This is a genomic window from Flavihumibacter fluminis (assembly GCF_021491375.1).
Classification (GTDB): Bacteria; Bacteroidota; Bacteroidia; order Chitinophagales; family Chitinophagaceae; genus Flavihumibacter; species Flavihumibacter fluminis.
The window spans coordinates 585,822-612,158 of record NZ_JAKEVY010000003.1 but is presented as its reverse complement, the minus strand read 5'-3'; the positions used below and the strand labels follow the sequence as shown (position 1 = coordinate 612,158).

Annotated in this window: 26 protein-coding genes; 1 reads left to right on the top strand and 25 read right to left on the bottom strand. The window is 43.6% G+C overall.

Translation table 11 applies throughout. From position 1 onward, the window contains the following. Positions 1-16: 16 nt before the first annotated feature. The 25 genes from L0U88_RS13860 to L0U88_RS13740 all read right to left on the bottom strand — a co-directional run bounded on the left by L0U88_RS13860 (position 17) and on the right by L0U88_RS13740 (position 23,564). The gene (locus L0U88_RS13860; protein WP_234866668.1) at positions 17-400 is read right to left on the bottom strand and encodes an ApeI family dehydratase; all 384 of its coding nucleotides are present in this window, start codon (positions 398-400) and stop codon (positions 17-19) included. Further along, positions 397-1,032 carry a flexirubin biosynthesis protein LolB2 gene (gene lolB2 / locus L0U88_RS13855; RefSeq protein WP_491893168.1) on the bottom strand — a complete coding sequence of 212 codons (636 nt, stop codon included), beginning with the start codon at positions 1,030-1,032 and terminating at the stop codon, positions 397-399. The genes L0U88_RS13860 and lolB2 overlap by 4 nt, the downstream gene beginning before the upstream one ends. After that, positions 1,010-1,642, bottom strand: coding sequence for a flexirubin biosynthesis/transport protein LolA2 (lolA2, locus tag L0U88_RS13850; protein WP_234866666.1), 633 nt, complete (start codon positions 1,640-1,642; stop codon positions 1,010-1,012). The genes lolB2 and lolA2 overlap by 23 nt, the downstream gene beginning before the upstream one ends. Continuing rightward, entirely contained in the window at positions 1,635-2,396 is a 762-nt protein-coding gene (locus L0U88_RS13845) for a polysaccharide deacetylase family protein (protein WP_234866665.1), read from the bottom strand. Before L0U88_RS13845 ends, lolA2 begins: the two co-directional genes overlap by 8 nt. Then, positions 2,390-3,379, bottom strand: a complete 990-nt coding sequence (locus L0U88_RS13840; RefSeq protein WP_234866664.1) for a beta-ketoacyl synthase chain length factor — start codon at positions 3,377-3,379, stop codon at positions 2,390-2,392. The genes L0U88_RS13845 and L0U88_RS13840 overlap by 7 nt, the downstream gene beginning before the upstream one ends. A gap of 2 nt (positions 3,380-3,381) precedes the next feature. Next, positions 3,382-4,638: a beta-ketoacyl-[acyl-carrier-protein] synthase family protein gene (locus L0U88_RS13835; protein WP_234866663.1), complete on the bottom strand. Its 1,257-nt coding sequence runs from the start codon at positions 4,636-4,638 to the stop codon at positions 3,382-3,384. After that, positions 4,610-4,879 (bottom strand): phosphopantetheine-binding protein, encoded by a 270-nt coding sequence (locus L0U88_RS13830; RefSeq protein WP_234866662.1) that lies wholly within the window; start codon positions 4,877-4,879, stop codon positions 4,610-4,612. The genes L0U88_RS13835 and L0U88_RS13830 overlap by 29 nt, the downstream gene beginning before the upstream one ends. After that, positions 4,857-5,507: a hypothetical protein gene (locus L0U88_RS13825; RefSeq protein ID WP_234866661.1), complete on the bottom strand. Its 651-nt coding sequence runs from the start codon at positions 5,505-5,507 to the stop codon at positions 4,857-4,859. The genes L0U88_RS13830 and L0U88_RS13825 overlap by 23 nt, the downstream gene beginning before the upstream one ends. Next, the gene (locus L0U88_RS13820; protein ID WP_234866660.1) at positions 5,500-6,753 is read right to left on the bottom strand and encodes an NAD(P)/FAD-dependent oxidoreductase; all 1,254 of its coding nucleotides are present in this window, start codon (positions 6,751-6,753) and stop codon (positions 5,500-5,502) included. Before L0U88_RS13820 ends, L0U88_RS13825 begins: the two co-directional genes overlap by 8 nt. 39 nt (positions 6,754-6,792) lie before the next feature. After that, positions 6,793-7,863: a methyltransferase gene (locus L0U88_RS13815; protein ID WP_234866659.1), complete on the bottom strand. Its 1,071-nt coding sequence runs from the start codon at positions 7,861-7,863 to the stop codon at positions 6,793-6,795. 11 nt (positions 7,864-7,874) lie between these two features. Then, a complete protein-coding gene (locus L0U88_RS13810) occupies positions 7,875-9,023 on the bottom strand; it encodes a beta-ketoacyl-[acyl-carrier-protein] synthase family protein (protein ID WP_234866658.1) in 1,149 nt (382 codons plus the stop codon). A 2-nt stretch (positions 9,024-9,025) separates the two neighbouring features. Next, on the bottom strand, positions 9,026-9,457 hold the full coding sequence (locus L0U88_RS13805) for an acyl-CoA thioesterase (protein ID WP_234866657.1): 432 nt from the start codon (positions 9,455-9,457) through the stop codon (positions 9,026-9,028). A 10-nt stretch (positions 9,458-9,467) separates the two neighbouring features. After that, positions 9,468-10,106, bottom strand: coding sequence for a hypothetical protein (locus L0U88_RS13800; protein WP_234866656.1), 639 nt, complete (start codon positions 10,104-10,106; stop codon positions 9,468-9,470). Between the two features lie 17 nt (positions 10,107-10,123). Continuing rightward, positions 10,124-10,555 carry a hotdog family protein gene (locus L0U88_RS13795; protein WP_234866655.1) on the bottom strand — a complete coding sequence of 144 codons (432 nt, stop codon included), beginning with the start codon at positions 10,553-10,555 and terminating at the stop codon, positions 10,124-10,126. Continuing rightward, complete coding sequence (locus L0U88_RS13790) at positions 10,552-11,433, bottom strand: lysophospholipid acyltransferase family protein (protein WP_234866654.1); 882 nt, start codon at positions 11,431-11,433, stop codon at positions 10,552-10,554. The genes L0U88_RS13795 and L0U88_RS13790 overlap by 4 nt, the downstream gene beginning before the upstream one ends. Beyond that, positions 11,433-11,690: an acyl carrier protein gene (locus L0U88_RS13785; RefSeq protein ID WP_234866653.1), complete on the bottom strand. Its 258-nt coding sequence runs from the start codon at positions 11,688-11,690 to the stop codon at positions 11,433-11,435. The genes L0U88_RS13790 and L0U88_RS13785 overlap by 1 nt, the downstream gene beginning before the upstream one ends. 68 nt (positions 11,691-11,758) lie before the next feature. After that, positions 11,759-12,982, bottom strand: coding sequence for a beta-ketoacyl-[acyl-carrier-protein] synthase family protein (locus L0U88_RS13780; RefSeq protein WP_234866652.1), 1,224 nt, complete (start codon positions 12,980-12,982; stop codon positions 11,759-11,761). Positions 12,983-12,987: 5 nt separating this feature from the next. Further along, on the bottom strand, positions 12,988-13,716 hold the full coding sequence (gene flxB / locus L0U88_RS13775) for a flexirubin biosynthesis SDR family reductase FlxB (protein WP_234866651.1): 729 nt from the start codon (positions 13,714-13,716) through the stop codon (positions 12,988-12,990). Between the two features lie 7 nt (positions 13,717-13,723). Then, complete coding sequence (gene flxA, locus L0U88_RS13770) at positions 13,724-15,289, bottom strand: flexirubin biosynthesis tyrosine ammonia-lyase FlxA (protein WP_234866650.1); 1,566 nt, start codon at positions 15,287-15,289, stop codon at positions 13,724-13,726. 56 nt (positions 15,290-15,345) lie between these two features. Continuing rightward, positions 15,346-16,635, bottom strand: a complete 1,290-nt coding sequence (gene flxY, locus L0U88_RS13765; protein ID WP_234866649.1) for a flexirubin biosynthesis putative acyl-CoA ligase FlxY — start codon at positions 16,633-16,635, stop codon at positions 15,346-15,348. A gap of 15 nt (positions 16,636-16,650) precedes the next feature. Further along, a complete protein-coding gene (gene acpS, locus L0U88_RS13760) occupies positions 16,651-17,025 on the bottom strand; it encodes a holo-ACP synthase (protein ID WP_234866648.1) in 375 nt (124 codons plus the stop codon). A 120-nt stretch (positions 17,026-17,145) separates the two neighbouring features. Then, positions 17,146-18,150 carry a DUF5007 domain-containing protein gene (locus L0U88_RS13755; protein ID WP_234866647.1) on the bottom strand — a complete coding sequence of 335 codons (1,005 nt, stop codon included), beginning with the start codon at positions 18,148-18,150 and terminating at the stop codon, positions 17,146-17,148. Positions 18,151-18,160: 10 nt separating this feature from the next. Further along, a complete protein-coding gene (locus tag L0U88_RS13750; RefSeq protein WP_234866646.1) occupies positions 18,161-18,850 on the bottom strand; it encodes a hypothetical protein in 690 nt (229 codons plus the stop codon). An 11-nt stretch (positions 18,851-18,861) separates the two neighbouring features. Beyond that, complete coding sequence (locus tag L0U88_RS13745; protein WP_234866645.1) at positions 18,862-20,358, bottom strand: RagB/SusD family nutrient uptake outer membrane protein; 1,497 nt, start codon at positions 20,356-20,358, stop codon at positions 18,862-18,864. 17 nt (positions 20,359-20,375) lie between these two features. Next, entirely contained in the window at positions 20,376-23,564 is a 3,189-nt protein-coding gene (locus tag L0U88_RS13740; protein WP_234866644.1) for a SusC/RagA family TonB-linked outer membrane protein, read from the bottom strand. 236 nt (positions 23,565-23,800) lie between these two features. On the opposite strand from L0U88_RS13740, the gene L0U88_RS13735 reads away from it, so the two are divergent. Further along, on the top strand, positions 23,801-26,326 hold the full coding sequence (locus L0U88_RS13735; protein WP_234866643.1) for a hypothetical protein: 2,526 nt from the start codon (positions 23,801-23,803) through the stop codon (positions 26,324-26,326). The last annotated feature ends 11 nt before the right edge of the window (positions 26,327-26,337 follow it).

The window sequence follows — 26,337 nt, the reverse complement described above, 5'->3', positions numbered from 1 at the left end:
CTTTTCCAATGGTGGATTATTTGCTTAACACCGGAGCGTTAAACACCGCATTCATCTTCATAAAATTGGTGGTTTCTTTCATCAGGGTGGAGCTTACCTGGTAGGTACCTTTTTCAGTTACACTATATTGAAGAAGGAGATCCGTTACCGGGAATTGACGTGGATCAATCACATGTAAAAATTTCACCTGCGAACTGGACACCAGTTCAACCGGTTTTTCGAGTGCCTGTTCCAGTATCTCCTGAACCAGCTGGATCATACATACTCCTGGCACGACAGGCTGCCCGGGAAAATGACCCTGAAAAATGGGGTGCTCCGCATTCCATAATAGTCCGGCTTTTACCATCCCATCCCCTTTTTCAAGAGCATGTATGGTGAAAAATTCGCCTGTGAGTATCATCGCTCGAGTTTTTTGAGTGCTATATTGAATGAAAAATTCAGATGTCTGATCTGTATTGAGTCCGGATTGCCAGTGCCCTGGTAGAAATAATTCAATCGCACTAATGGTTTTCTTGTAGAAGAAAGTTCCGCACCTACCAAATTTTGACAATTTTTATCCGTCAAATACCAGGCCTGTTTTTTGCCTTTTGAATAACCATGATAAAGATAGTTTCCGTGTTCAAGAATTCTTTCGGGTATTTTCCCCCTCTCCTGCATGAGCAGGATTTCAAAATCCTGTCGTAGTGCGGATATCACAGGTTTCCTGTTTAATTTTTTGAGGATATCAACGACTTTAAATTCACCATTTTCCCTGAATTCAAAATCAAAAAACTTTACTCCCATTTCCGTAGAGAAAACGATCCTGGTGGAAGAATCCGGCATCTTTTTAATCAGTAATAATCCACCCAGCGATCTACCGGTGATGTCTACCTGCGCTTTGTATAACTCATTCTGAAAACGGGGAGCCAGTTCCATCAAACAATCCTGCCTTACCGAAACCGGCGGATAACTGTTATAGATGGAACGGCAACTATTCATAACCGTTACCAGCAGTAATAGTAGAAACAGCTTATTTGTACTGGAAAACCGCATCGGGTATCGCCTGGTTGATTTCCTTGTTCTGAAAACTGATTAGGGTATTATCGCCCCCTTTTTCTATCATATTAATACTGGCTACCGAGTAATCTTTCCGATCGATCGTTACCAGGATGGTTGAAAAAAAGTCCTGCATATCCTTTGCTACCGGAACCATCTCCACCAGGTACTGCGATTTGTTTTCAAATGCCTTCACTTTGAAATCAGGATTCGTAAAAACCGTACCCTGCACACAGTCAATGGTCAATTGATTGATTTTCTGAAAGAGCTTATTGGAACGGGCTGACACTTTATTTTCCTTTTGCCCGTCTTTAATATAAATGTTCTTTCCATTTATAATCATCAGGTATTGAAAAGGATGTTGGTATTCCATGCGCACCTGGGTTTCCTTACGAAACCAGAATTTGCCCTTCGAAACAATTTTTTCTGCCAGCAGACTCAGATTTTTCTCCTGCGTGAAATCAGCGCGGATCGAATTTACCTGGGCCGACTTTGCCGTAAAAGAAGATTTAAACGATCCCAGATCCGGTATCGCTGTATATCCCTTATGCTGAGCATTCACCGCAGTTGCAGTGATAACCAGTATGACTAGAAATAATTTACGCATAAGCATCTTCGTTAATCAGTTGGTCAATTGGTACGATTTCATAACCCCTTGCTTTTACACCCTGCAGAAATTCCGGAAGCATCGCTGCAGTTATTGCCATGGTATCGTGAAACAAAATGATGGCTCCCGGCCTAAGCTCCTTCCACAGTTTTTCCAGTAATTTTTCCTGGTCTTTCGCTACCGTATCCAAAGACCGGATATTCCAGCCAATGGTTGTCATACCCGTTTTTTTTACTGCCTTCGCAAGATTAGGATTGGTTACTCCATAAGGCGGACGAAAATAGGTTGGCTTCCTTTTCGTGGCAGCATATATCAGCCTATTGGTTTGCTCCAGTTCTTCCTTCATTCGCCCCGGAGAATACAGATCAAATAAGGCATGATGGCTATAGCTGTGATTTCCGATGATATGCCCCTGTTCCACGATCCTGCTGGCCAGTTCGGGATATTGTTCCACCCTTTTTCCGATACAGAAAAAACAAGCCGGCACGTTTGCGGCAGACAGGCTATCCAGAATAGCAGCTGTATACTCCGGCAGCGGACCGTCATCAAAACTGATGGCAATTTGCCTTGCAGCTGTTTTTCCACTGCAAATTGATGGCATATAGAATTGTGAAGATACCCGGATACTGCCCCAGACTAACCCGCCTACATAGATCAATACCACTACAATCCCTGCCCATACCGGCAGGCCGATAAGCCAAATCGCCAATAAGGCGAGGATCACCAGTGCCGAACTTGTTTTAAAGGTCAGCATGCGGACAATAAGATAAATGAATGATAGCCGGATGGATCTGCCTGGTAAATCAGGATCCGCCCTGGCGAAAGAAGCTGCAATCCATCTACTTCCACTTTCCCTGCTTTCAACCACCAGGCTGCCAGCCAGCTGGCAAATGCAGTAGCTGTAGGATAGACACCACAATATTTTTTATAACGAATTACCGGCAGACCGTATCCCAAAACAGATGAAACTTTCGCATATTGATCAGCGTTGTAATCCATCTCTTCCTCACCGGACAGCAATAAATCTATTTGTCCGGATGCCTCTTGCAACAAAGCAGCAGCAAGATCCTGAAGCTCTTCCGGACCGGGATCAAATAGTGTGTACACCTGATCAACCCTGGCCCAGCTTTTCTCTGAAGCAGCATCAGTTACCAGATAATAGGCAGCACCTTCTCCTCCTGCCTGGTGACGATACAGGCCAAATCGTTCCAGGAGTGCATAACTATAATCGGTCAGTTCGTCTGCGGCACCTACCAAAACCGATGCACCCGGATGTTCGGTTAACCATAACCGTGCATCCTGGAGCGATCGTTCAAATGATTGTGCACGTTGAACATAAGTATTATTGTAAGAGTGGCATTTCAGTAACAATGCCACCTGGGCACCAACTGTATTATGGGTAGACTGTATAAATGCAGTTGGAGTCAGCATTTCCTCTCCGTTTTCAACCAGTCGTTTCAAAAAAATACCCGTGTCCTCCAGGCAGCCATAGGCAGTGCCGGTTATGATGGCATCCGGATTGGAAACACCGGCCTGACGAAGGGCATCCATCGCGGTAGCCACTCCCATCCTGATAACACGGCTCATCCGTCGGATCAGTTTGGGATCAATCAGGTTATTATAAGCTGGTTCATAAGCTGTCAGTCGGTTGCCTTCGCCGGGAATAAAAGAAATACCGGATGTCATTGCATCAAAAACCGGAAGGGGTGATATGGCGGAAGCTCCATTTATATACATGACTACCTCAGTGAGAATAATAAAGATGAACAATTACCACCAAATCCAAAGGAATTGGACAATACATGCTGTAATCCGTTTACAGTGCGGAGTTCGGTTACTACCACACCCGGATTTTCTATAACCGGATGCTGTATGCGCAAACAGGGAAACAAGAGTTGTTGCTCCAATGAAAAACAGGAGTAAATAGCTTCCAATCCGCCACAAGCTGCCAGCGTATGCCCGGTGTATCCCTTTGTAGTGCTCATAGCGGGATAGCGGTTTCCAAATACTCTTTCAATTGCAATGCTTTCGGAGGAATCATTGTTTTGCGTTCCGGTTCCATGCAGGTTGATATAGCCAACCTGATCCGGAGTAATTCCTGCCATTTCCAACGCCCCTTTCATAGCAAGAAAGGAGCCGGTACCGTCAGGTGATGAGGCGGTCTGGTGATGTGCATCATTGGCATTGGCATATCCCGCCACGCGAACCCGATAGTTACCTCCCAGGAGTTCCGCCGCTTTTTCACCAACCAACACCAGGAATCCCGCACCTTCACCCAGATTGAGTCCCCGGCGATTCTGATCAAAAGGTTGGCAAAGTTGCTGATCCAGAATCATCAGGGTGTTAAATCCATTCAGGGTAAACTTACTGAGGGCATCCGTTCCTCCCGCTATCACCACATCCAGTTCTCCCGCCTTCAGTAAACGTGCTCCCAGCATGATGGCATTAGCAGAAGAAGAACAGGCTGTACTGATTGTGTTTACATAATCTCTTATGCCTAGTGCCTGTGCAATTCGCTCAGTTGTTGCTCCTCCTTCATGCTGACGAACCATCCGGAGTTTACCACCTTTTCGGTTTTGGAGAAAAGCAGGGAAAAAATTTTCAGTAAGATCCATACCAGCAACGGTTGTAGAAGATATCAAACCAATTTTCAGTCGCTTTCCACTAACAGTATGGCGTACCCGATTTCCCTCCATCAATCCGGCTTCCTGTAAGGCTTCGCGCGCAGCAATAAACCCCAGCAGAGAACTCCTGCTATTGGTGCCCGTCCAACCGGCCATTTTACTTAGCTCTTCATTATCTGCCTTCACCTCTCCAGCCGGGAACAGGCCTGCATGGGCAGTTGAAAGATATTGGATAGAACCAATGCCTGTTTCTGCCTTCTTTAAGGTCTCCAGGTTTTCTTCCCGGTTTTTACCGATTGCCGAGATCGCACCCCTGCCCGCTATGTACACCGCCTGCTGCATATCAGCCTGCTTGCGGAGTTTGGTTGGCAAGAATGAAATCAGCCATCGTATCTACCGATTGAAATATTTTCGGCCCGTCTTCTGCATTAGCCAGTTTGATGCGGTATTTCTGCTGCATCAACACAATAAGTTCCAATGCATCGATGGAGTCAAGTCCCAGGCCTTCATTGAACAAGGGATCACTGGCTACAATATCAGCCGGTTGCACCTGTAAATTTAATTGCTCAATGATCTGCTGTTTTAATTCTTCAACTAACTGCTCCCTGTTCATGATCAAAATATTGATATACGTTTTTACTTGTAAATGGTATTGAATGTACTGAATCCTCCTGAACACCGGATACACTGTAGAGCGTTGCATTGTACTGCTCACCCAGAATATCTACCCAGCCAAATAAACAGGTATGGGTGTTTCCTTCATCAAATAGTGTCTGGACATAATTCACCATAAATTCAACCGGACAAAGATCGTCTATAAAAAATGCCTGCTCGCCCTTAAACCCATGGCGGATGCTGATTTCGCCGGTTACAATATTGGGAAGGGTGTAAACAAATACAGCGGGACTTGGAATTTCTTTTAGTTGTTCCACAAATTTCCGGTCTGTATCCAGGCTGGAGTGCCGGTTAGCCAAAACAACGGCCGAGCCAAACGGATCTGCCAGGTTACCACCCGGCATACCTAATGCCAATTCAGCAGCCAGCATGCCCAGTTTGGACAAGCGGTCCATCTTGAACCATTTTGGATATTCCATACCGATCTCCCGGTACAATGCCACAAGAAATTCATCCGTGGTGAGTTCCGGTTTTTCCAGGAAGATTTGCTGATTCCGAAAAGCCCGGTTCGAACCGATTTTCGCAGCTTTGTTTATCCAATAATTGCCTGACAGTTCCTTACTCATTCCTATCCTCTTCCAGTATTTGTTTCAACGTAAGTGTTCTTGCCAGTTTTTTTACCTGTCGGTTGTGTTCTCTGACAAAAGGATTTTCCTTGTCCCATACATAACCAGCCAATACCGAACAGATCATGTTCTTGATTTCCGGCTGCTGATTTTTTGAAAAGAAAATCGTATCCAGTGTACCGTCGTACCAGCAATTCACATAGGTACGAAAGGTGTTAACTCCCTGCATCATATGATCCATGTATTCTGTATCCCAATCCACTTCTTCTCCTTTCAATTTCCGTATCACCAGGTGCGCAGCGGTTTGGCTGGACACAGTTGCAAGGGTTACTCCGGAAGAAAAGATGGGATCCAGGAATTCGGTTACATTACCGGTTAATACAAATCCTTCGCCGTAAAATTTATCACAGGTAGCAGACCAGGACTCCAGCACTCTTACTTCAAACTGTTTCTCCGCACCACGGAATCGTTCAGCCAGGTAAGGTTCATCTTCCAACAGGGCATTGTACACCTCTTCATTTGTACCGCTGTAATTTGCAAAGAAAGAAGGATCACCCACATAGCCAACCGAAGTAATGCCAGACGCGAAAGGAATCACCCAGATCCAGACACCCGGTTTGTGCGTTACGATGGTGATCCGGTTGGGTTCATGTACAGTCTGCCTTTTTTCGTCCTTCATATGGCAGAAAAGCGCCTTTCTGCCGGGCAGAGAGGATGGCCTGTCCAACCCAAACAATTTAGGGATAACCCGTCCATATCCACTGCCATCCACAATAAATCTTGCACCAATGGTTGACGCTTCTCCATTTTTATCCACTACTGTTGTAATGGAGTCGGATCCTTTAAAGCGTATGTCCGTAACCGTTGTTTCATAATGCAATGGAATATCCATTGCTTCGCAGCAATCGGCAAGGGTTTTATCAAATTCAGCTCTTGGCACCTGCCAGGTCCAGCTCCATCCTTTAGTAAACTGATCGGCAAAGGAATAGTCACAAATCATACCATCCTTAACGAATTTCGCACCGTTCTTTTGCTGAAAGGATTTTGCTTTCACCGCTTCCAGGAAGCCCGCCTCTTCCAATGCTTCCATACATCGGGGTAAAAGGCTCTCACCAATTACAAAACGGGGAAATTTCATTTTTTCAACCATGATTACGTTGTACCCGGCTTGCTTGATGATGGAAGCAGCCACGGAACCGGAGGGACCGGCACCAATTACGAGCACATCTGTTTGTACATGTTTCACGTCGATTGTTTTAGGATTGAAATACTGGCTGTTGTTGGGTTATGCTTTACGGCAGATCAGCAGGGTATGCCCGCCCTCTCCGATATGATCGATCTGTTCTTCAATACAAAGTCCTGCATCATGAATACATTTCTTGAATACTTTCGAATCGTACATCTGGCTGTTACCATTGGCAAGTGCCGTAAAATAGAGGCTGGTCATCTGCACACTGAAAGCTGCTCCCTCAAAACGCTGGCAATCCCAGAAATTCTCAAGAATAAATACATATCCATTTTCATCGATGGCCTCATAACAGCGTTTAAGGATAGACGTTATTTCTGAATCAGAAAAGCAATCCAGAAACTGGCTCATCCAGATACCATCATGCCCTTTTGGGAATTGCTGGTTCTCATCCAGGATATTCACCGGATGAAAGGTTATGCGGTCTTCCAGTCCAAGCTCCCTGATTTTTGCCTGCGCCATCGATACCTGCCCGGGCAGATCCATTATGGTAACATAAATGTCCGGTGCATACTGTGCGCAGGAAATAGACCATTTCCCGGTATTTCCACCGATGTCAATGATCTTCTTTACCCCGGTTGCAAATACCATGGGCAGCACCAAAGGAAAAGATCCGTCCGAATAATAATGGTCAAATTCAAACCAGCTTTTCTGCACCTGTGGTGGAAGTTTGGAAAGCGCTTCATAAATCGTATTCCATTCGCCGAATACCTTCAGTCCTTCCGGTTTGCCGGTTGCAATACTTTCCTCCAATGATGCCAATCCGTCGTAACATACATCATCAATAAAATTCATATTCACATTCGTCAACGGATCAGACAGGAGAAAGAAACCCATTTTGGTAATGGTGTACTTGTCTTCATTCAGCAGAAACGCACCCATCCCAAGTCCTGCTTCCATCAGCACTCTTGCCCCATAGTGTGATAATCCCGACCGGGAAGCAGCTTCTTCTATGGTAATACCAGCTTTCCCAGCATCACGAATTACCTGTAATAATCCATTCTTGCGCATGGCCTGTGCCGCCTGGAACATAACGGGACCAAAAGCGACCCGCTGTGCAGCTTCTTTTGCTTCAACTGCTGTTAATCTGTCTTTAGAAAAATGATTCATGTTGGATACTACTATTGGGTTGTTGTTTTCGAAAAGACAAGGGCGGCATTACATCCTCCAAATCCCGAGCCTGTTTTTATAAAATGTTGAAGGGGTACCCCCTTCATTAAGCTTGTTGATATGGTCACAGGTGCGCTTACACCATGGCTGGAATATCCTACTGATGGAAGGATCCAGCCACGCTGAAAAGCCTCCATTGAGATGACTGATTCGATCAGTCCGGCTGCTCCGAGCGTATGCCCGAAACTGGCCTTCAGACTGAAGGCAGGTACTTTTTCAAGTTCTGCCTGCTGAAACGCTTTCGATTCCATTTCATCATTGTAGGGTGTAGCAGTACCATGAGCAGAGATAAATCCGATTTCATTTGAAGAAACACCCGCCTGCTTCATGGCATTTTTAATTGCATGTGCCATTTCCGCACCGGTTCGTGATGGACCTGAAATATGATTGGCATCATTGGTTGTAGCACCGCCACTTACGGCCAGGCAGGTACCGGCAGGTTCTGTACTTAACAAAACAGTTGCCGCGCCTTCACCCAGGTTCAGCCCGTTCCGCTCTTTATCAAATGGCTTGCATACGGATGTACTCAAGGCCTGGAATGATTTGAAACCGGCTATTATAAAGGGGCTGATAGAATCGGCTCCTGCTACTACTGCACGTTTATATTGACCTGATTGTAGCAATCTTTTTGCAACCAGCAAGGCAGTCATCCCGGATATACAGGCATTGGAAACAATCAGTGGGCGCCTGTGATAATTCAACAGCAATCCCAGCTTTTTTGCCGATTCATGTAATCCGACACGCTCAGCTGCTGCTTCGTTTCCCTCCTGCAATTCCCCGATATTTCCCTTGGTAGAAGCCAGAATCAAAACTGTTGCCGGATCATTCAGTGTAAAGTTGGTAGTTGCAATGGCAGCCTCGATAGAATGTAACAAAAGCGCTTCGAAATGGGTAATATCCGTATCATAGGGCGCCCTTATTTGCTTCCATTGCTCTTCACTGAACAAAGCCCCGCAAATACCCTGGCCCTGGAAAACCTGGTGAAGATTATCTGTTACCGCCGATTTTCCGGAAGCAATAGCATCCAGGTTGGCAGCGGTACCGCTTCCCAATGGTGTTACCATATGATGAGCTACGATATATGCGGGACGCGTTTTCATTTTTAGCCGGCACCTAAATGTTTTTGCTTCCACGCTTCGAAAAAAGGCGGATTGATAAGTTGCAGATTATTTTCGGGATGATCCAGAAATACCTGAGTTGTGGAACCTTTCGCTACCAGTTCCTTTGTAACGGCATTGTATAACCGATAAATAAATTGCAACTTGGCAGCATGACAGGGAATAAATTCCGTTTCAATTATTACACGGTCGCCATACTTAAGTGATTTCTTATAATCCAGGTCAATCTTAACTACAGGAACTGAATATCCATGTTTGTAAATATCCAGGTAACTTAGTCCGAATGCCTGACCAAAAGCTTCACGCCCGTCTTCAAAATAACGAACATAATGACCGTGCCAAACAATGCCAAGCGGATCAGCTTCATTAAAGCGTACGGCAATTTCTCTGGTAAACGAAAGGGTTCCTTTATTCATAGGTTATAGCTCAGGACCCGAAGCTGGAGCGCCAGGACTTGAGTTTTGATTTTTTAATGGTTTGCATGGCTTTATAAATCGTGCTGGCATAATAGTTCCGGAAGCCAAAACCACCGGCTTTTTCTACCATACGCTCTGTGTACAAAACTTTTTTTGTAGCCATGTCGATGAATGTAATATACATGGATGCTGCTTCGGCAGGCTTACTTAGTGATTCCATGATTACTACAAGGCCTACACCTTTTTTGCCTGAAAGATCATATTTGTTCACCATACCCTGGATATCCGACTCTTTCAGATGTGTTTCGTCTGCAGTAGAAGTGCTGCTGATATCTTTTTCATCCACTTTTTCATTGATAGCAGTAACGGCAGCGATATCATTGGAGATGTTTCCGCGATCCAGGTATTTGGGCCAGTCGAATTTCTTGGGCTCTGCAATAATTACCTGGTTGATGCCAGGGAAATGACGGTTCTTAATATCTGAAGCAGTTGCAGCAAAGTCATTGATCACTTTAGTCCTGGAAAAATCTACCCCCAGGTAAGTCATCGGTGTAGCTTCATTCAGAATATCTGCTTTTTTCTGTGCGAACAATGAATTAGTAGAAAACAGAAAGATGCCGCATAAAAGGAATAAGAGATTTTTTTTCATGGTTGTAGTATTAATGGTTATGATTTGGGTTCCTGTAGAAAAATTTTCATTTCACAGGAGGCCAGCAGCTGATCATCCCGGTACACTGTTCCTTCAACAATCGATACATTAAAAACTGCATTGACCTGCCTGGTGATCGTTTTCAATTGGGCTCCAACTTCGGGTAGTGAATGGATTTCAAGGTTCTTAATGGCTCCTATAAAACCTACCAAAACCGGTCCATTTCCTTGCAAAGCTTTATATCCAGCCCCTGCCGCTGCTGTTTGGGCGATATTTTCAACCAATAAAGCAGCAGTCGCTTTTCCGTTATGGGTCAGGATATTGGAGGGTAGGATTTCAAAACTTGTTTCAGTAGAGAAAGGATCATCTGCAACCAGCGCGTCTATCATCACAAATGGAGGTCGTTGTGGTAAAATAGAGGCCAGTTGATCTTTGCTTAGTAGTATCATGCTTTCCAGAAATCGTAAAAATTAAACCATTGGGTTGGATAAAGACTGATTTTTTTCTCCGTCTCCATCACAAAATCCTGCAGCGCTTTCAATATTCTTTCCTGTTTTGCACCTTCTCTGTACAAGACAGGTGGACTGGCAAAAAAATGATAGTGCTTGTTAGATTCCTTAAAAGCATACACAAAACTAACCGGAACCTGCAGGCTGGCCGCCAGTAAAAAGGGACCAGCCGGAAAATTAGCGGTTTTCCCCAGGAATTGGGTGGATATTGTTTTATTTCCCTCCAGAAAACGATCTGCATGCATACATACCAGTTCATTTCTTTGAAGGGCTTCATTGATAGCAAAAATATGGCTGAGATCCTCCCGGATAATGATCAGCTTCATATTCCTGCCACCAGTTACTTTTTCCAGGTAGGCTTTGATCTGCTCCTGCTCCCCATCGTACATAACCACATTAATAGGTGCCTTCAGTCGCTTCAACAGGTGTCCGGCGATTTCCCAATTGCCCATGTGTGCACTGAGCAACAATCCGCCTTTACCCTCTTTCACCATCTGGTGCAGCCATTCTTCTCCATCAAAATCATACGTGAAGGGGGTATTTAACCCTGCCATCACAGCTACTTTATCAATCAGGGTCTGACCAAAATGATAATAGGTTCGGTATATAGCCCTGGTTGCCTTCCCACGGGAATAAGCAAGTCGCTCCTTAAAATAAATATTCAGCGCCCTGGTAGATTTCCTGGAAAACAGAAAATACCAGGCTGCAACAAATCGGAGAAGACCATAGGCGGGAGCTAATCCCAACCGCTTTAAAACCACAACGAAAATCCGGTAACCCAGCGGAAGGGCCTGGGATCTTCCCTGCCAGCTTGCCATTATACTAGTTCTTTAGTATGGATGCGGCGGGCGGTATAATCGTAAAAATCCTGAATGGTTTCAATGGAAGTAAAATCCTCTGGTTTCACTTTGAATCCAAAATGATGTTCCAGCACTACCACCATATCGATATAATCAAGGCTGTCCAGCTCAAGAGTTGCTTTGAGGTTCGCTTCAGAGGTAATTTTTTCCGCGTCCACTTCAAATTCCTCTACCAGGAGGTAATTAATCTTCTCAATAAGTTGCTCCATTGTCATAGCGGCGAAATTAAGTCGGTTAAGGTTTTTTATATTCCAGAAAAGGATAAAACGTCGATAATTGGTGATTAATTGTCGTATTTCTTTACGATCAGCGATGAGTTGGTTCCACCGAAGCCGAAAGAATTGGACAGAAAACAACTGAATTCTGTATCGATTGTTTTGGTTACCAGGTTAATACGAGCCGAATCTTCATCGGGCTCTTCAAAATTTATATTGGGAGCGATAAAATTATTTTGCATCATCAGCATTGAATATACGATCTCACTGGCCCCGGCCATCCAGCACTCATGACCAGTCATGGATTTGGTGGAACTCACATAAGGACGCGTAGCCCCAAATACCTCATGAATCGCCCTTGCTTCACTGCTGTCGCCTGCGGGAGTTGAGGTGGCATGTGCATTTATGTAGAAGATTTCCTTTGATTCAATGCCTGCATCCTTCAACGCCATGGTCAGCGCTCTGACCGGACCATCCACTGTTGGGTTGGAAATATGTTCCCCATTGGATGAGAACCCATATCCCACCACTTCTGCCAAAATATTCGCCCCCCTGGCCAACGCTGAATCCAGGCTTTCCAGAATAACCGTAGCCGCTCCACCCGATGGTATCAATCCATCCCGGTTTTTATCAAATGGACGGGAAGCTCTTGTAGGATCGTTCTCGCGAATAGAGAAAGCAGAAAGGGCGTCAAAACTGCCCATGGAATAAATATTGATCTCCTGTGCACCGCCACAGATCACCGCTTCCTGCAATCCGGATTTAATAAAATGATAACCCAACCCGATCGCATGACTACCGCTTGCACAGGCCGCACTCACAGTAAAATTCACACCTTTAAGCCGGAAGATGGTTGCCAGGTTCATGGTAACGGTGGAATTCATCACCTGGAATACGGAACCTGAGCCCACCAGGGTGGTATCCTTTTTTTCCCGCATCAGATCGGTACCGGTTACGACCGGTTCAGCAGAACTGTCGTTACCATATAAAACACCAATGATCATGCGATCCAGCATTTCATCGGTTATACCTGCCTGTTGGAGTGCTTCCAATGTAGCCATATACGCATACTCACCCTGCTGAGGCAGCATGATACGCGCCCGCCTGTCTAACAGTCCCTTCAGATTAGGCCGCTCTACAAATCCGGTCAAGCCGGAGCGGTAGCCAAATTCCTTCCGGGCAGGATCCAGGATAATACCAGATTTTCCTTCGTACAGGGATTGCTTCACCTCATCCTTGTTCTTGCCGATACAGGAATAAATCCCCATGCCAGTAATCACTACTCTCTTCATGCCAGTTACGTATATAGTCCTCCGTTGATTGATAAAACGGTGCCTGTAATATAACCAGAATCCGGCGAAGCCAAAAATGCGACGGCATGTGCCACTTCCTCGGGTTTTCCAAAGCGCTGTACAGGAATCATTGCTTTTAATTCCTGCTCATTAAGTCCTTCCGTCATATCCGTTTGGATGAATCCCGGAGCTACTGCATTAACAGTAACTCCCCGCTTGGCAACTTCCTGGGCAAGGGCCTTGGTTGCACCAATCACACCGGCTTTCGCAGCAGAATAATTTGCTTGTCCCGGCATACCCTTTAAGCCTGATAAAGACACCACATTGATGATTCTTCCCATCCTCCTCATCAGCATTCCGCTCAGCACTTCGCGGGTTACATAAAAAAATGCATCCAGGCTGGTCGCCCGCACCGATTCCCATTGCTCATCTTTCATCCACATCATCAGGGTATCATCTTTAATGCCGGCATTGTTGACCAGCACTTCAATCGGATTTTCTTTGTTGGCTTCGATCCATCCACCCAGCACGGTTTTTATCTGCTCCTTATCAGCCACATCAAAGGCCAGTAACTCACCGGTGCTGCCTGCAGCTTTAATCGCTTCCAGGGTTTCTTCAGCCGCAACTTTATTTCCTTTGTAATTCACCAGTACATGATAGCCCAATCCGGCCATTTTAATACAGATGGCGCGACCAATACCACGGGATCCCCCGGTTACCAATGCAGATTTCATACGCGTATTATTGTTGTTGACGGATGGCCTTACTCACAACCGGCTCTGATTTCTCAAAATAAGCCCTCACTTTAGCGATGGCTTTATACCTGGGCGCATCGTCCACAAAACTGGGGAAAATGGCATTTATTTCTTCATACAATCCCTTTGTCGCAGAAGCCATGCGATCCTGGCATTTCAGGTAATCCACGGCATGCAGCAGCGTGATCATCTGGATCACCAAAACTTCAAAGGAATTATTGATCACCCGACGGGTTAGCAGGGCCGCATTGGAACCCATGCTCACGATGTCCTGGTTATCATTGTTATTGGGGATGCTATGTATGTACATTGGGTTGCTGAAAGTCTGGTTTTCAGCAACCGTAGAAGTAGCTGTAAACTGCATTCCCTGGATACCAAAATTCAGTCCCAGTGTTCCCAGGTTCATGAATGGCGGAAATTTTTCATTCAGCCTGGCATTCAGCAGGTAATTCAACTGCCTTTCGCTCAGCATGCTCAGCTTGGTGATCGCGATCTTCAGTTTGTCCATTTCCAGCGATACATAATCGCCATGGAAATTACCTCCATGGAAAATATTTGCATTCTCATGGTCAATGATCGGGTTATCATTTACGGAGTTGAATTCCGCTACAATAACTTTTTCAGCCTGTTCTATGGTGTCAAGAATAGGCCCGAGTACCTGCGTGATACAACGAAGTGAATAATACTCCTGCACCTTGTCTTCAAACACATCCTGATCCATTTTATCTCCTTCGTACAGATGCTTTTTACGGCTGCGGATCATATGACTGTCGCCCAGCAGGGAACGCATCATTTTGGCAACGGCCTGCTGACCGGGATGGTGTTTTACATGGTTCAGCTCATGCGAGAAATGATCATCGTAGGCTTCTACTACTTCGTTGGTCATGGCTGATAAAAACACCGACCATTCCAGGAGCTTTTTCGCCTGCAGCAGATTAACCAGTGCAATGCCCGTCATGGCTGACGTTCCATTGATGAGTGCCAGTCCCTCACGCACATGAATCTTCAGTGGCTGGATCGAAAGTTCAGCAAATACTTCTTCGGTAGGCCTGATTACACCCTGGTACCACACATCCCCTTCTCCAATAAGGGTAAGTGCCAGGTGAGCCAATTGAACCAGGTCTCCGCTTGCTCCTACCCCACCATGTTCATAGATAACAGGGTAGACTTTTTTATTGAGCAATTCAACCAGCAGTTCCACCAGTTCCGGATGGACACCGGAATAACCCTGCAGGAAATTATTCAGCCGGGCCAATAGTAATCCGCGCACCAGGGTGGGGTCAATCGGCTGACCGCTACCGGTACTGTGACTACGAATCAGGTTGTATTGAAGCGCATTCAGGTTTTGCTCGCTGATCCGGTATTGGGCCATCGGGCCAAAGCCGGTATTGATACCATAAATGATTTTATTGGAAGCGAAGCCTTTGAGAAAATCATGGTTCTTCGCAACATTTTCCAGAATGGAAGAGTGCACGGAAACCGGCCTTTCTTCCAGCACGATTTTCCGAAAATCGGATAGGGTCAGTTGCTTTTCGATCGTAAAATTTGTCACGTTCTAGTGGTATTGAAAGGGCTCAAAAATAGGTATTATGCATAAAATTGCCGCAATTAGCGGTGATCGATCAATTTCTGCGGCTTTCTGCCGCCCTCAGGAAACTGAAGTGCCTGCAATTCCGCAGTGGAGGCCAAAATTATTTCAGGGATCACCCTTAAATGGGATCTCAGTTTTTCCCGGATTGTGGTTAACAGGCTTTCGGAGGGTTCAGGAATGTCGAGGTGCAGACGTACCTCGTCCAGGTCGTATTCACTGCTTCTCAGCTCAACTACGTATTCCCGGATGGCCCGGATCTCGCTAAGCAGGTCATAGATCGCCGGAGGATAAAGCGTAGTCCCTTTGAACTTAATCATTTGCTGTCTTCTTCCGATCACCCCACTCAGGCGGATTGTATTCCGCCCACAGGAACAGGGAGTCGCATATTGAATGCAAATATCCCCGGTCTTGTATCGTACCAGTGGCATGCCTTCCACACCCAATGTAGTAATGGTTACCTCACCGGGTTCTCCGGGTTTTACCGCCTGGTTGTTTTCATCCAGCAACTCCACTATTATTAATTCGGGGTTGAGATGACCGCCACTGCCTGCCTCACATTCAGTAAATGCAGTTTGCATTTCTGTGGAAGCATAAGTGCCATAAAGTTGAATATTCCAGGCATCTGTAATCCGATTGGCAAGCCGGTTGGGCATACCATCGGGCTGGCGAATGGTTTCCCCGATACAGATGGCTTTCCGAACCGAACTGGTATTCAGATTTATACCATTGGCCTCGGCATATTCAATGAGTTTGACCAGGAAGGATGGCACACCTACAATAACAGTGGGGTTTAACCGCTGAATGGTAGACCACTGGAGGAAGGGGGCACCCGGACCAACCCTCACCAGGGAAGCGCCCAATTTGCGAATCCCCATATAATAGGCAATCCCGGCCATAAACTGGCGGTCGAGGGTTAACATGAGCTGGTAGGTATCGGCTGCCGTGCCACCGGCCATTTTAAAAGAACAAAGTTCATTGTAGGCGAGTCGGTCCAGGTCTTTTTCCGTTAAGGCGATGGTTACCGGAGCGCCCAGGGTACCCGAACTCGACATATACTCCGCAATTTCAGTACGCGGCACGCAACAGAAATCCCAGTTCCTCAATTGCAATTCTTCTTTGGTAGTAACCGGAAGCTGTTGCAGATCTTCCAGATTCCTGATATCGGCCGGATTTATTCCACAAGCGGCAAAGCGTTCCTGATAAAAAGGGGAATTTGCAGCAACATATTGAATCAGTTCCTGCAATTTTTTTTCCTGCAGGGAGCTGATTTGCTCAGCATGATTAAATGAAATTTCGGGTGAATTCATACGATTGTTGAAAACTCAGGTTTCCAGCAGTACCACTGCGGTAGCCATGGATTTTTGGTGCGACAAAGATACATGTATACGCCGGATGCTGCGACCGGCAACTGTTTGAGCGGTTTGTCCAAGCAGGTTGATCTGCGGCTGCCCCTGTTCGTTATGTATGATTTCTATTTCATGAAAAGCGGTTCCATTTATCCATCCGGTACCCAGTGCTTTCAGAAAAGCTTCTTTGGCTGCAAACCTTGCAGCATAATGCTGGTAAGGGTTGGCCTGCTTTTCGCAATAGGCAATTTCCCCGGCCGAAAAAACCAGTTGGCGGAAACCTTCCTTACCCTGCAGGCTTCGCTGAATCCGATCCGTTTCCACCAGGTCGATGCCGGTTCCTACAATCATTAAATATGCTTATGCTCCAAAACTACTCCAATTTTTGAAACCTCTGAAATGCAGAAAACCTGAGCAGAAACACCTATTTCGTGTTACTGCTCAGGTTTATACGCTTCTTTAAGTATCCTCCTACTTCTTGGTCAAATCAATTAATTTGAATTCAACTTCATAGGTTCCGGGCACAAAGGCCCTGAATACAAATCTCGGATTTGCAGAATAAGTACCATCCGGGAAACTGGTCTGATTATCGTGCGTAAAGAGATTAGCAGGAATCCTGTAGTAATAATTGAAGCCATTTCCAAGTGAACTTAAAGGAAAGGGCACAACTCCATAAGAAAACTCCATGCGATCATCATACAAGTCCGTAGCCAGTGAATAATCCTGCATAGTTTGGAGGAAAGGCTGTGGCGGATTATTGCCGGGATAGGGTCTCCGCTGAATTTCGTTGGCTTTAGGATTAAATGTCACGCCATTTTTATCCATGAATCGCACAACTACTTTATTAGGAGCATCTGCTGTTCTTTTAATAGTTACTTCTGGATTTAATAAATTTGAACCAGTATTTTCATCACCAACCTTGATCATTCTGTTATAGGGTGTTCCTATTTCAGGATGTGCTTCATAAGGTTTGGCGTCAACCAGGTCAAATTTTCCAATCTTTTCATACACTTTTGTACCACCGGCATTAGAAATTTCAAGATCAAACTCATATTGACCTAATGGAACGTAAATAGTAGTAAAATTCGCTTCCAGCTGGCCACTTACAGGATTTATAACGATCGGGTTTACCTGCATCTCCTTTTGCTTGGCACCAATCAGTTCAAGCGTAGTATCACTTTTAGGATCATACAAACCAGTCCACCCTTTTATTTCATACTGCTTAGAAAAAACGGAATCCATAACTGCCCCTGTTACCCTGTTGTACACATGAAGCAATTTTACTGTAACTGGTCTGCTGGATCCGTCAAAGTTAAGCGCAGAGCTCACTTTGACTCTTCCCCTCTGTATTATAATTGGGTCTTCTTCATATCGAATGATCGGACTTAAAAACCCATCATCCAGCTTTTTACAGCCGGTATTAGCAAGCACTCCTGAAAGAAGGAGGAGCATATATAAATATGTTAGTTTTTTCATTACCTGATTTTTACTTTCTGAAAAACAATGTGTGTTGATTATTCAGGACATGGATCATACCCGAATTGGATTGTATTCCGGATGTCTGCACACGCTCCCTTTTACCCAGGGTGCTTGGAATATTCTGAGCAACAATGGGAGGAGCTATCGGACCGAACAGAAAAGTGTAATAAACAATCCTGGGTATGGTTGAGACATTCGGATTATAACCAAGCGCCGGATCGCGGGTTTCTTCATATGAAACAACAACCTGGCTGCCAGGCAGCATGGTTCCAAAAAGCTTTCCGTTCTGGGTCATCGTGGAATAGTCTATACTTTCCCCAACAATGTAAGCGTCAATAGAATCCCTGAATTTGGGGAGCTCATACTTTATCATTGAGTCAATAGTCCATTTTCTGAAAGGATCAATGTTTTGTTCTTCCGCCACTCTTTTATTCAGATAACCATTGATTGAATAATCAGTTGGTGCAAAAAAACTGATCCCGGGTTTATTGATTTTCTCCTTCACACCGGCAGCATCTACCAGTAATAATAAGGTGTCAAATAAACCCTGAGAATTTGACTTTAAATAATCATAGGTAGTCATGTCAACTTTTGCATTGTGCTTTGAACCACCAATGAAATAATCATCGCGCTTACAGGAACAAAAAAACATGACCAGCGCGCCAAACAATACTGTTGTATGTATGATCTTCTTCATAGTTATTAAGTTTAATGATTTTTCCACCATTCATTTTGTGTTAACAGCGGATCCTGTGGTAAAAGTGTTCGCATGTTCAAAGGCCAGTAATATCCTTTTTTACTAATTCTTTCCTGGGTATACGCATCAGGAAATAATTCTACCAATTTTCCCATGCGAATTAAATCGAAAGCCAAAACTCCTTCCCCCATTAGTTCACGGTATCTTTCATAAATCAATTCGAAATAAAGAGCATCTCCGCTTAGTGTAACTTCTTCTAAACCGGCTCTTTCTTTTACTTCGTTTAACAATTGAAGAGCCAGTCCCTCGTTTCCAAGATGATAGGCTGCTTCCGCCTTTAACAGTATGATATCTGCTAGGCGGATCAATACCAGGTTATTGTCCACAACATATGTCTGTGGCCTGGAAGGGTCAAAATAATTTACGTTACTGTATTTAAGCAAAGCTGGTGTTCCGGTATTTATGAGTCCAATCGTAGATTTAAACCGCTCATCTACAGCCGTATCGTAAAGCTGATATGCCAACTCAGCATTGACATTCCAACTGGTCCAGGATGCTTTTCCTCTTACAAGCGGATCATGCAAAAAATTGCCAAAGAAAAAATCAGTTGCTTCTGTATTGGCATCATCATGTTTCATAAACATTTCCAGAATCGATTCCTGGGAATTACCCATCCAGATGCTTGAATAATTTTCAGTTGATTCGAGTGCATATTGGTTCGATACTATTACACTATCACAATAACGTGAAGCATTGGCATAGTCTTTCTTCCAGGCATACACCTGTGCCAATAAGGCAAAAGCTGCGCCTTTATCTGCCCTCGTTTTACCAAGACCTGTTTGTGCATTAAAGGATAATAACTGAGTAGCTTTCTGAAGATCTTCAATGCAATAGTCTATCGCTTCTGCTTCACTTGATCTTCCGATGGGCTGTACTTTTGTAGGATCTTTCACTGATTCTCTGGTTATTACAGGATCACCCCAAACCCTTGTAAGGTAGAAATAGGTAAAGGCTCTTAAAAAATGGCCTTCTCCCAGTAATTGATTCTTTTCTTCCTGGCCACCATTGAACTTGTCAACATCAATTTTTTCTGTATTTTCTATAATCAGATGGGTCTGATTGACAGCTCGGTAAAACCTTGTCCAGTTGTGTAAGCTTTGTTCAAGATAAGGGGCATAACTGTAGGTGAAACGTCTTTCATAAAGCAAATCCTGGTAATTCCAGAATGTACCACCATCAAGCCTGAACGCATCCGTTGGCAGATCACCAAATACAAAATAACTGCGTTCATCTCTGAAAGCGGAACGGAGAATGCCATATGCACCGCTTACCGATTTTTCAACATTGCTTCCATTTGTCCAGAAAACCTGATCGTATGTGGCATCTTTAGGTTCAAGATAAATGTATTTTCTGCAGGAACTGGTCATTACCAATATTGCGATTAGTAAAACCAGCGCCGGGTAGATGCCTGTTTTTCCCGGCAATATATTAAACGGTTTCATTTTCATGATAACAATGAATTAGATTAAAATAATACTTCAAAACCAAGGGTGTACTTTCTTGGAAGCGGATAAGCCGTACCGCGGTATTCACCTTGCGGACTAACCAATTCTGCATCCGGAACATTTGCCTTTTGGAAATTGTAGATATTGTCCACTATGCTGTACAACCGAATATTCTGAACACCCAGTTTCTGAACAAGCGCCCTGTTGAAATTGTAGCCCAAACTAATATTCCTGATTTTAAAATAGCTACCGTTCTCATTCCACATGGTGCTGAAAGGAAGGAATTGATAATAATTAGGACCATATGGACTCAGGCTTGGAAAGCTGGCAGCATTGTCATCTCCCTTTGTTGCATCACCTGGAACCCAGTAATTAAACTGGCTAAGATCAGGAAGGCGCTGGGCCGCAAAATTATTGATGCCTCCAAAATTCCAAACATTCTGAAACTGGGAAGAAAGATGGTTGTTAATGATATCTCTGCCAATAGTATAGGTACAGAGGATTCCAAGCGAGAAATTTTTGTAAGTAAACTCATTGTACAATCCTCCTGTGAGTTTGGGATTTGGATTCCCAGTTGCAACCAGATCCCCTTTTGCTTCACCCTTATCTTCATCGCTCCACACATCCCAGTCATTGTTCACATCTTCCCAAATAGGAAATCCTGGACGTACGGGATAATAGGTTTTAAAATAACTGATCGGCTGGCCAGTAAGCGGATTAACCGGAATCTGGGCCTGGTTGTTATATACACCGGAATAACGCATTTGAGCCCAGGTATAAATCGGCTGACCAACCGCAAAAATCATTTCCTGGTTGTAATTGTAACTATTTGTAAAGAAAGTTCTATTGCCATTTGGTAAAGATGATATCCTGTTTTTATTGAACGACATATTCAGATTGGTCGTCCACTGAACAGGACTTGATTTACCAAGATTTCTGGTTTGCAACTGAATGTCAATCCCTTCATTAAGGATATTAAGCGAGGCATTATACGTTTGTGACGTATAACCTGTAAAGAACGGGAAAGGCAGATTCAATATCGGGTTCATTGAATTTCTCCGATAAAAATCCACTGTCAGATTCACCCTGTTCTTGAACATAAATAAATCAAAACCAATATTTGTCTGATCTGATTTATTCCAGGTCAGGTTAGGAAGTGTAACTGGTTTCTGAAAAGAGGGAGTTGCCATGATCGTACCATTGTACAAGCCCTGGTTTACATCCCAAACATTATAGGGAGCATAAAAATCATCAGGCATTGAACCAGATAATCCGTAACTACCACGGATTTTTAATAAATCAATCCATGAAACATTCTGCAGAAACTTTTCATCTGATACAATATAAGCAGCAGAAACAGCCGGGAAATATCCCCACTTGGAATCATTTCCGAATCTGGAGCTGGCATCCCCTCTCCAGGAAAGATTCAAAATGTATTTCTGATCATAGTCATAAGATAACTGACCCATGAAAGATAATAATCCTGCCTGTTGAGCATACGAATAACCAAATAGATTACGTTGCTGAATACCTGAAACAACCTGGATATTGTCATCAGGAACATCAAATCCTTCAATCACTGACCCGGATTTATCATCCAATTGAAAACTTTGCGTCAATACCATTCCGAAATTGTGTTTGTCGCCAATGGTTTTTGTGCCAGTTAAGATGTTGGCCAGATAATATTGCATGTAATTATTCTGAAAAGAGCCCGCATAGGACCTTCCATCAGGTGTAATTTCTCCGGGCTGAAATCTGTTTCGTTTATCAGTTGTAGAACTTAATGAACCCTGGAAAGAATACTGAATACCTTTTACGATATCGTAGTTAGCCTGTACATAAGCTGAGAAGGCATCAGTTTGGTTTTTATCTTTTTGTTTATCATAGCCCCCATAATAAAACTCTTTGTCGGCATCTGATAACGCATAAAAGGTTGCCGGCATAGTAGCTGCATTAATCGGAACGATATCATTACGCCCCCTGCCTAACCCTCTTTTACGATCTGACCTGGTTGCATTCAGATTTAGATTGACATTGAATTTTTTAGACACTTTGAAATCAAAATTTCCACGAATGGAATAACGCTTAAAACCGGTTTGACGAATAATCCCATCTTCATCATAGTAGTTGATACCCAGACGATAATTCAATAAATCACTACCTGCAGATATGTTTACGTCGGCATTGTTTATTAAACCACTTTGATAAAAAAGATCCTGCCAATCAGTAGCATTATTAAAAGCCGGGTTAAGACTGTCAGATAGAACCTGAGGAATATTTGACAGATTTTGATAGGTTCCATAATCACGCATGAGTCCCAGTTTTTGCCAACGTTCTTCTGCGCCAGCTACTGTACGCATGAGATTTGGCTTCTGCGTAAGTCCTGTATAATAAGAAAAACGCATCTGCGGTTTTCCTGCTTTTCCACGCTTTGTTTTAATAACAATTACACCATTAGCACCACGGGATCCCCAAACTGCAGTAGCAGCCGCATCCTTTTGAACAACAATACTTTCGATGTCGTTCACATTAATTCCGGCAAGATAGTTGGTACCAGTACTTGCTGAACTTTCAAGGTCAGTGATTGAAATAGGAATACCATCAATCACATACAACGGCGTACTTAATGTTCTTGCATCATCAACACCAGAATTGAGGTCAGTTACAATGGTTGAATTACCTCTTACAGTAAAGGTATTACGCACGCCAGGTTCACCAGAAAAATTCTGAATGTTAATGCCTGAAACTTTTCCCTGTAAAAGTTGATCGAAACTAGGTGCAGGCATATTTTCAATGGATTTACCAGATACCACCTGAACAGCCGAAGTTGTCTTTTTTAACGACTGCTTTTGATATCCTACTACCACCACATCACTTAGTTGTTTATTACTCTTTTCCGTCAAACGCAGTACTAAATTCTGTTGCCCCTCACCAATGGATACTCTGGCAGTCTCAAAGTCAACAAATGAAATAGTGATTGTTTGCTTACCTGGTGGCAATTGCATCTTGAATCTGCCATCTGCATCTGATAGAACAGAACGGTTGGCTCCAATTAGTGTGATGGTTGCCCCTTCTAGCGGCTGGCCAGTCTTCTGTTCGAGGACCACCCCTGTAATCTGTCGTTCCTGTGCCCATAATTCCGATGATGGGCATAGCACACAAAGTGCAGCTAAAAGCAGTTGTACAACCACTTGTAATCTCACAAGCATAGTTTAGCAGTTTGTTTTGAAATTGTTTATACAGAACTAAATTAATTGCAAAGCATTCTTATTCGGTATGTGACCGATTCAATGAGAGAACACCAATCAACACGCAAACGATTGAAATTTGTAATCAAACGTTTGCGCTATTTTTTCAAATTATGATATAACCCAAGGAACAAAAATTAAGCAATCGTTTGCATTCGCAGTCTCTGTAAAGTCGCGATAGTTTCATAAAAAAAAGAATGCAGAAATTCAAGCTCATCGTCAGTTTACTTCTACTATCCATTTCAGTTTTTGCACAATTAAAATATGAGAACTGGCGGGCATTGGGTCCCTTTTCCATTCATAAATCAACCGGAGAAACAAGTGCACCAGGCCTAGGAGTATATCGTACTATTGACATTCATCCAACAAAACCGGATCATATTTTTATTGGTGGAATGTCTTCGGGAATATGGTTGAGCACTGATAAAGGAATTACCTGGAAATGTGTTACCGCAGAACTCCCTGTTGAAAATGTCAAAAAAATTCAAATCGCACCATCCAATCCCAAAATTGTTTATGCAGCCAGTACGGTAGGTATTTTGAAATCAGAAAATGGTGGTTTGAATTGGAAATTCACCAGTTTGAATATTTTGCAAAAACTACCATGTCCCGACCGGCAGAAACTAAATGATGACAGAACCTTACTCACAGTATCTCCAAGGAATGAAAATGAATTAATCGCAGCAGTCAATGACAGCCTGTACAAATCAGTAGACGGCGGGCTTAACTGGAATTTGATCAAACCCGACTGGTTATGTCAGTTTCTTGAATACCATCCAGGATCAGGGGAAATTATTTATAGCGGTGGTGCAAATAAAAAAACGCCTAATGCTTTTTCTATTATCCGGTCAACCAATGGCGGCAATAATTTTACTTCAGTTACGAAAGGACTACCAGATACATCAAAACTAGTGCGTCTCCACGATATTACAGCTTCAGTTAGCCTTGCGGATCCCGACAAATTGTACGTAACAATTTTTGGAGATGCCATGGTTCCTACCACTGTAAAAAAGGAAAATAAAAAACAACTGGCGGGAACTTTTCTGGTAAGTAAAGACAAAGGGAAAAGTTTTCAATTGGTTCCACAGGCCAATAATTATAGAATGATTGATTCGCATTTTTCCTTATTCCATCCGTACAGTGCCGATGAAAATAAAAACGAGTACAATTTCGATTATGCGGATAAGTCCTTCTGGCAAGGAAATTTCCAGCAGGTTGGTTGGGCAACCGCTTTTGCCATTTCAGATAAAGATCCTAAAACCATGGTGCTGGCAGGTTCGGGCGCAGCCCTTAGTACAGATGGCGGCACTACATGGAATTATCTAAGAAAGCAAGGCAATTACCATATCCATGGAGATATTCAGCATGCGAAAATTATTGGTAATGATGTCTGGCTGGTAAACGATGGTGGAGTTAATCATATTGATTTGCAAACCAGGGTTCAAACCAGACTGGAGGGCTATAGCGGACAGGATCTTTGGGGTTTCAGTACTTCTTTTAAATCAGAGGTAATGGCAATTGGAGTAGACCATAGTGGTACCATGATTTATGATGAAAAAATTTATGGAAAAGACTGGTATCACTTTGGTGGTGGCGATGCAATGACTGCATCTGTTAACCCTTTTGACGATAGATATATCTATGCTACTCCTTATAACCATCAAATCATTAAACGACCTAAATTTTTAAGAGATGAGGCAACTTCAGTTCCATCTCCCATCAGCTTTGGTTATATCCCCTACAGGAATGTTGAATTTCACCCTACCAATATTTATTCTTTTTATGCTGTTGATGAGGATAAACCTCATTGGAGATATGATACCTGCAGAATCGTTTTTACACCGGATAATGGGAAAACAATTGACACCTTATTGGAATTTCCTAAAAAAGCATATGGCAAAAGAGTACGATTGAGTGTCAGTAATCCGGAATATGTATATGCAATTTGCAACAAACCTTCCTTAGTTTATAAAAGCATGGATGCCGGAAAAACCTGGCAACTTATTACACCCGACCACGAAAAAGCAATTAAATATGGATTTTCGGATATTGTTATCGATGACCGGGATCCCAATCATCTATTTCTCACTGTGTCTGGATTTCAAAATGAAATAAAAGTACTGGAGTCGAAAAATGGAGGGCAAAGCTGGTCGGATTTCCGCAGTCAATCCTTACCTAAAAATGAAATTCTTACAGCAGCATTTCAACGGGGAACAAAAGGAGGTATTTACCTTGGATGTTACCCAGGAGTCTTTTATACAAGTGAAAACCTGAATTCCTGGGAACCAGTAGGTAAGGGTCTTCCTTATAGCTCTGTAAATTTTTTGATGATAAACTACGACAAACAGCTCCTTCGAATTGGTACACACCGCGGACTTTTTGAAACATCGCTGGTTGAAGAAAACAGTCCCAAGGCGCTCTTTGCTTTGAATAAAACAAAATTGCCTTCAGGAAAGAGTGATGAATGGAAGGTGTTTTTCTACGATCATTCGGCGATCGCTGGAAAAGGAAGCAGTTGGAAATGGGAATTCCCAGGTTCCGTTCAGGGAAGTTCTTTCGAACAAAATCCTATTATAGATTATGAAACAGCCAAACCAGGCAAATACTCCGTTCGTTTGACTATAACCGACTCAAAAGGGGTTTCAGACAGTTTTGAATGGAAAGATGCTATAGAAGTGAAATACAATTATCCCTGGAATTTGCGGGAGAGAAAACTGGAATAAGTGCAGTTTTT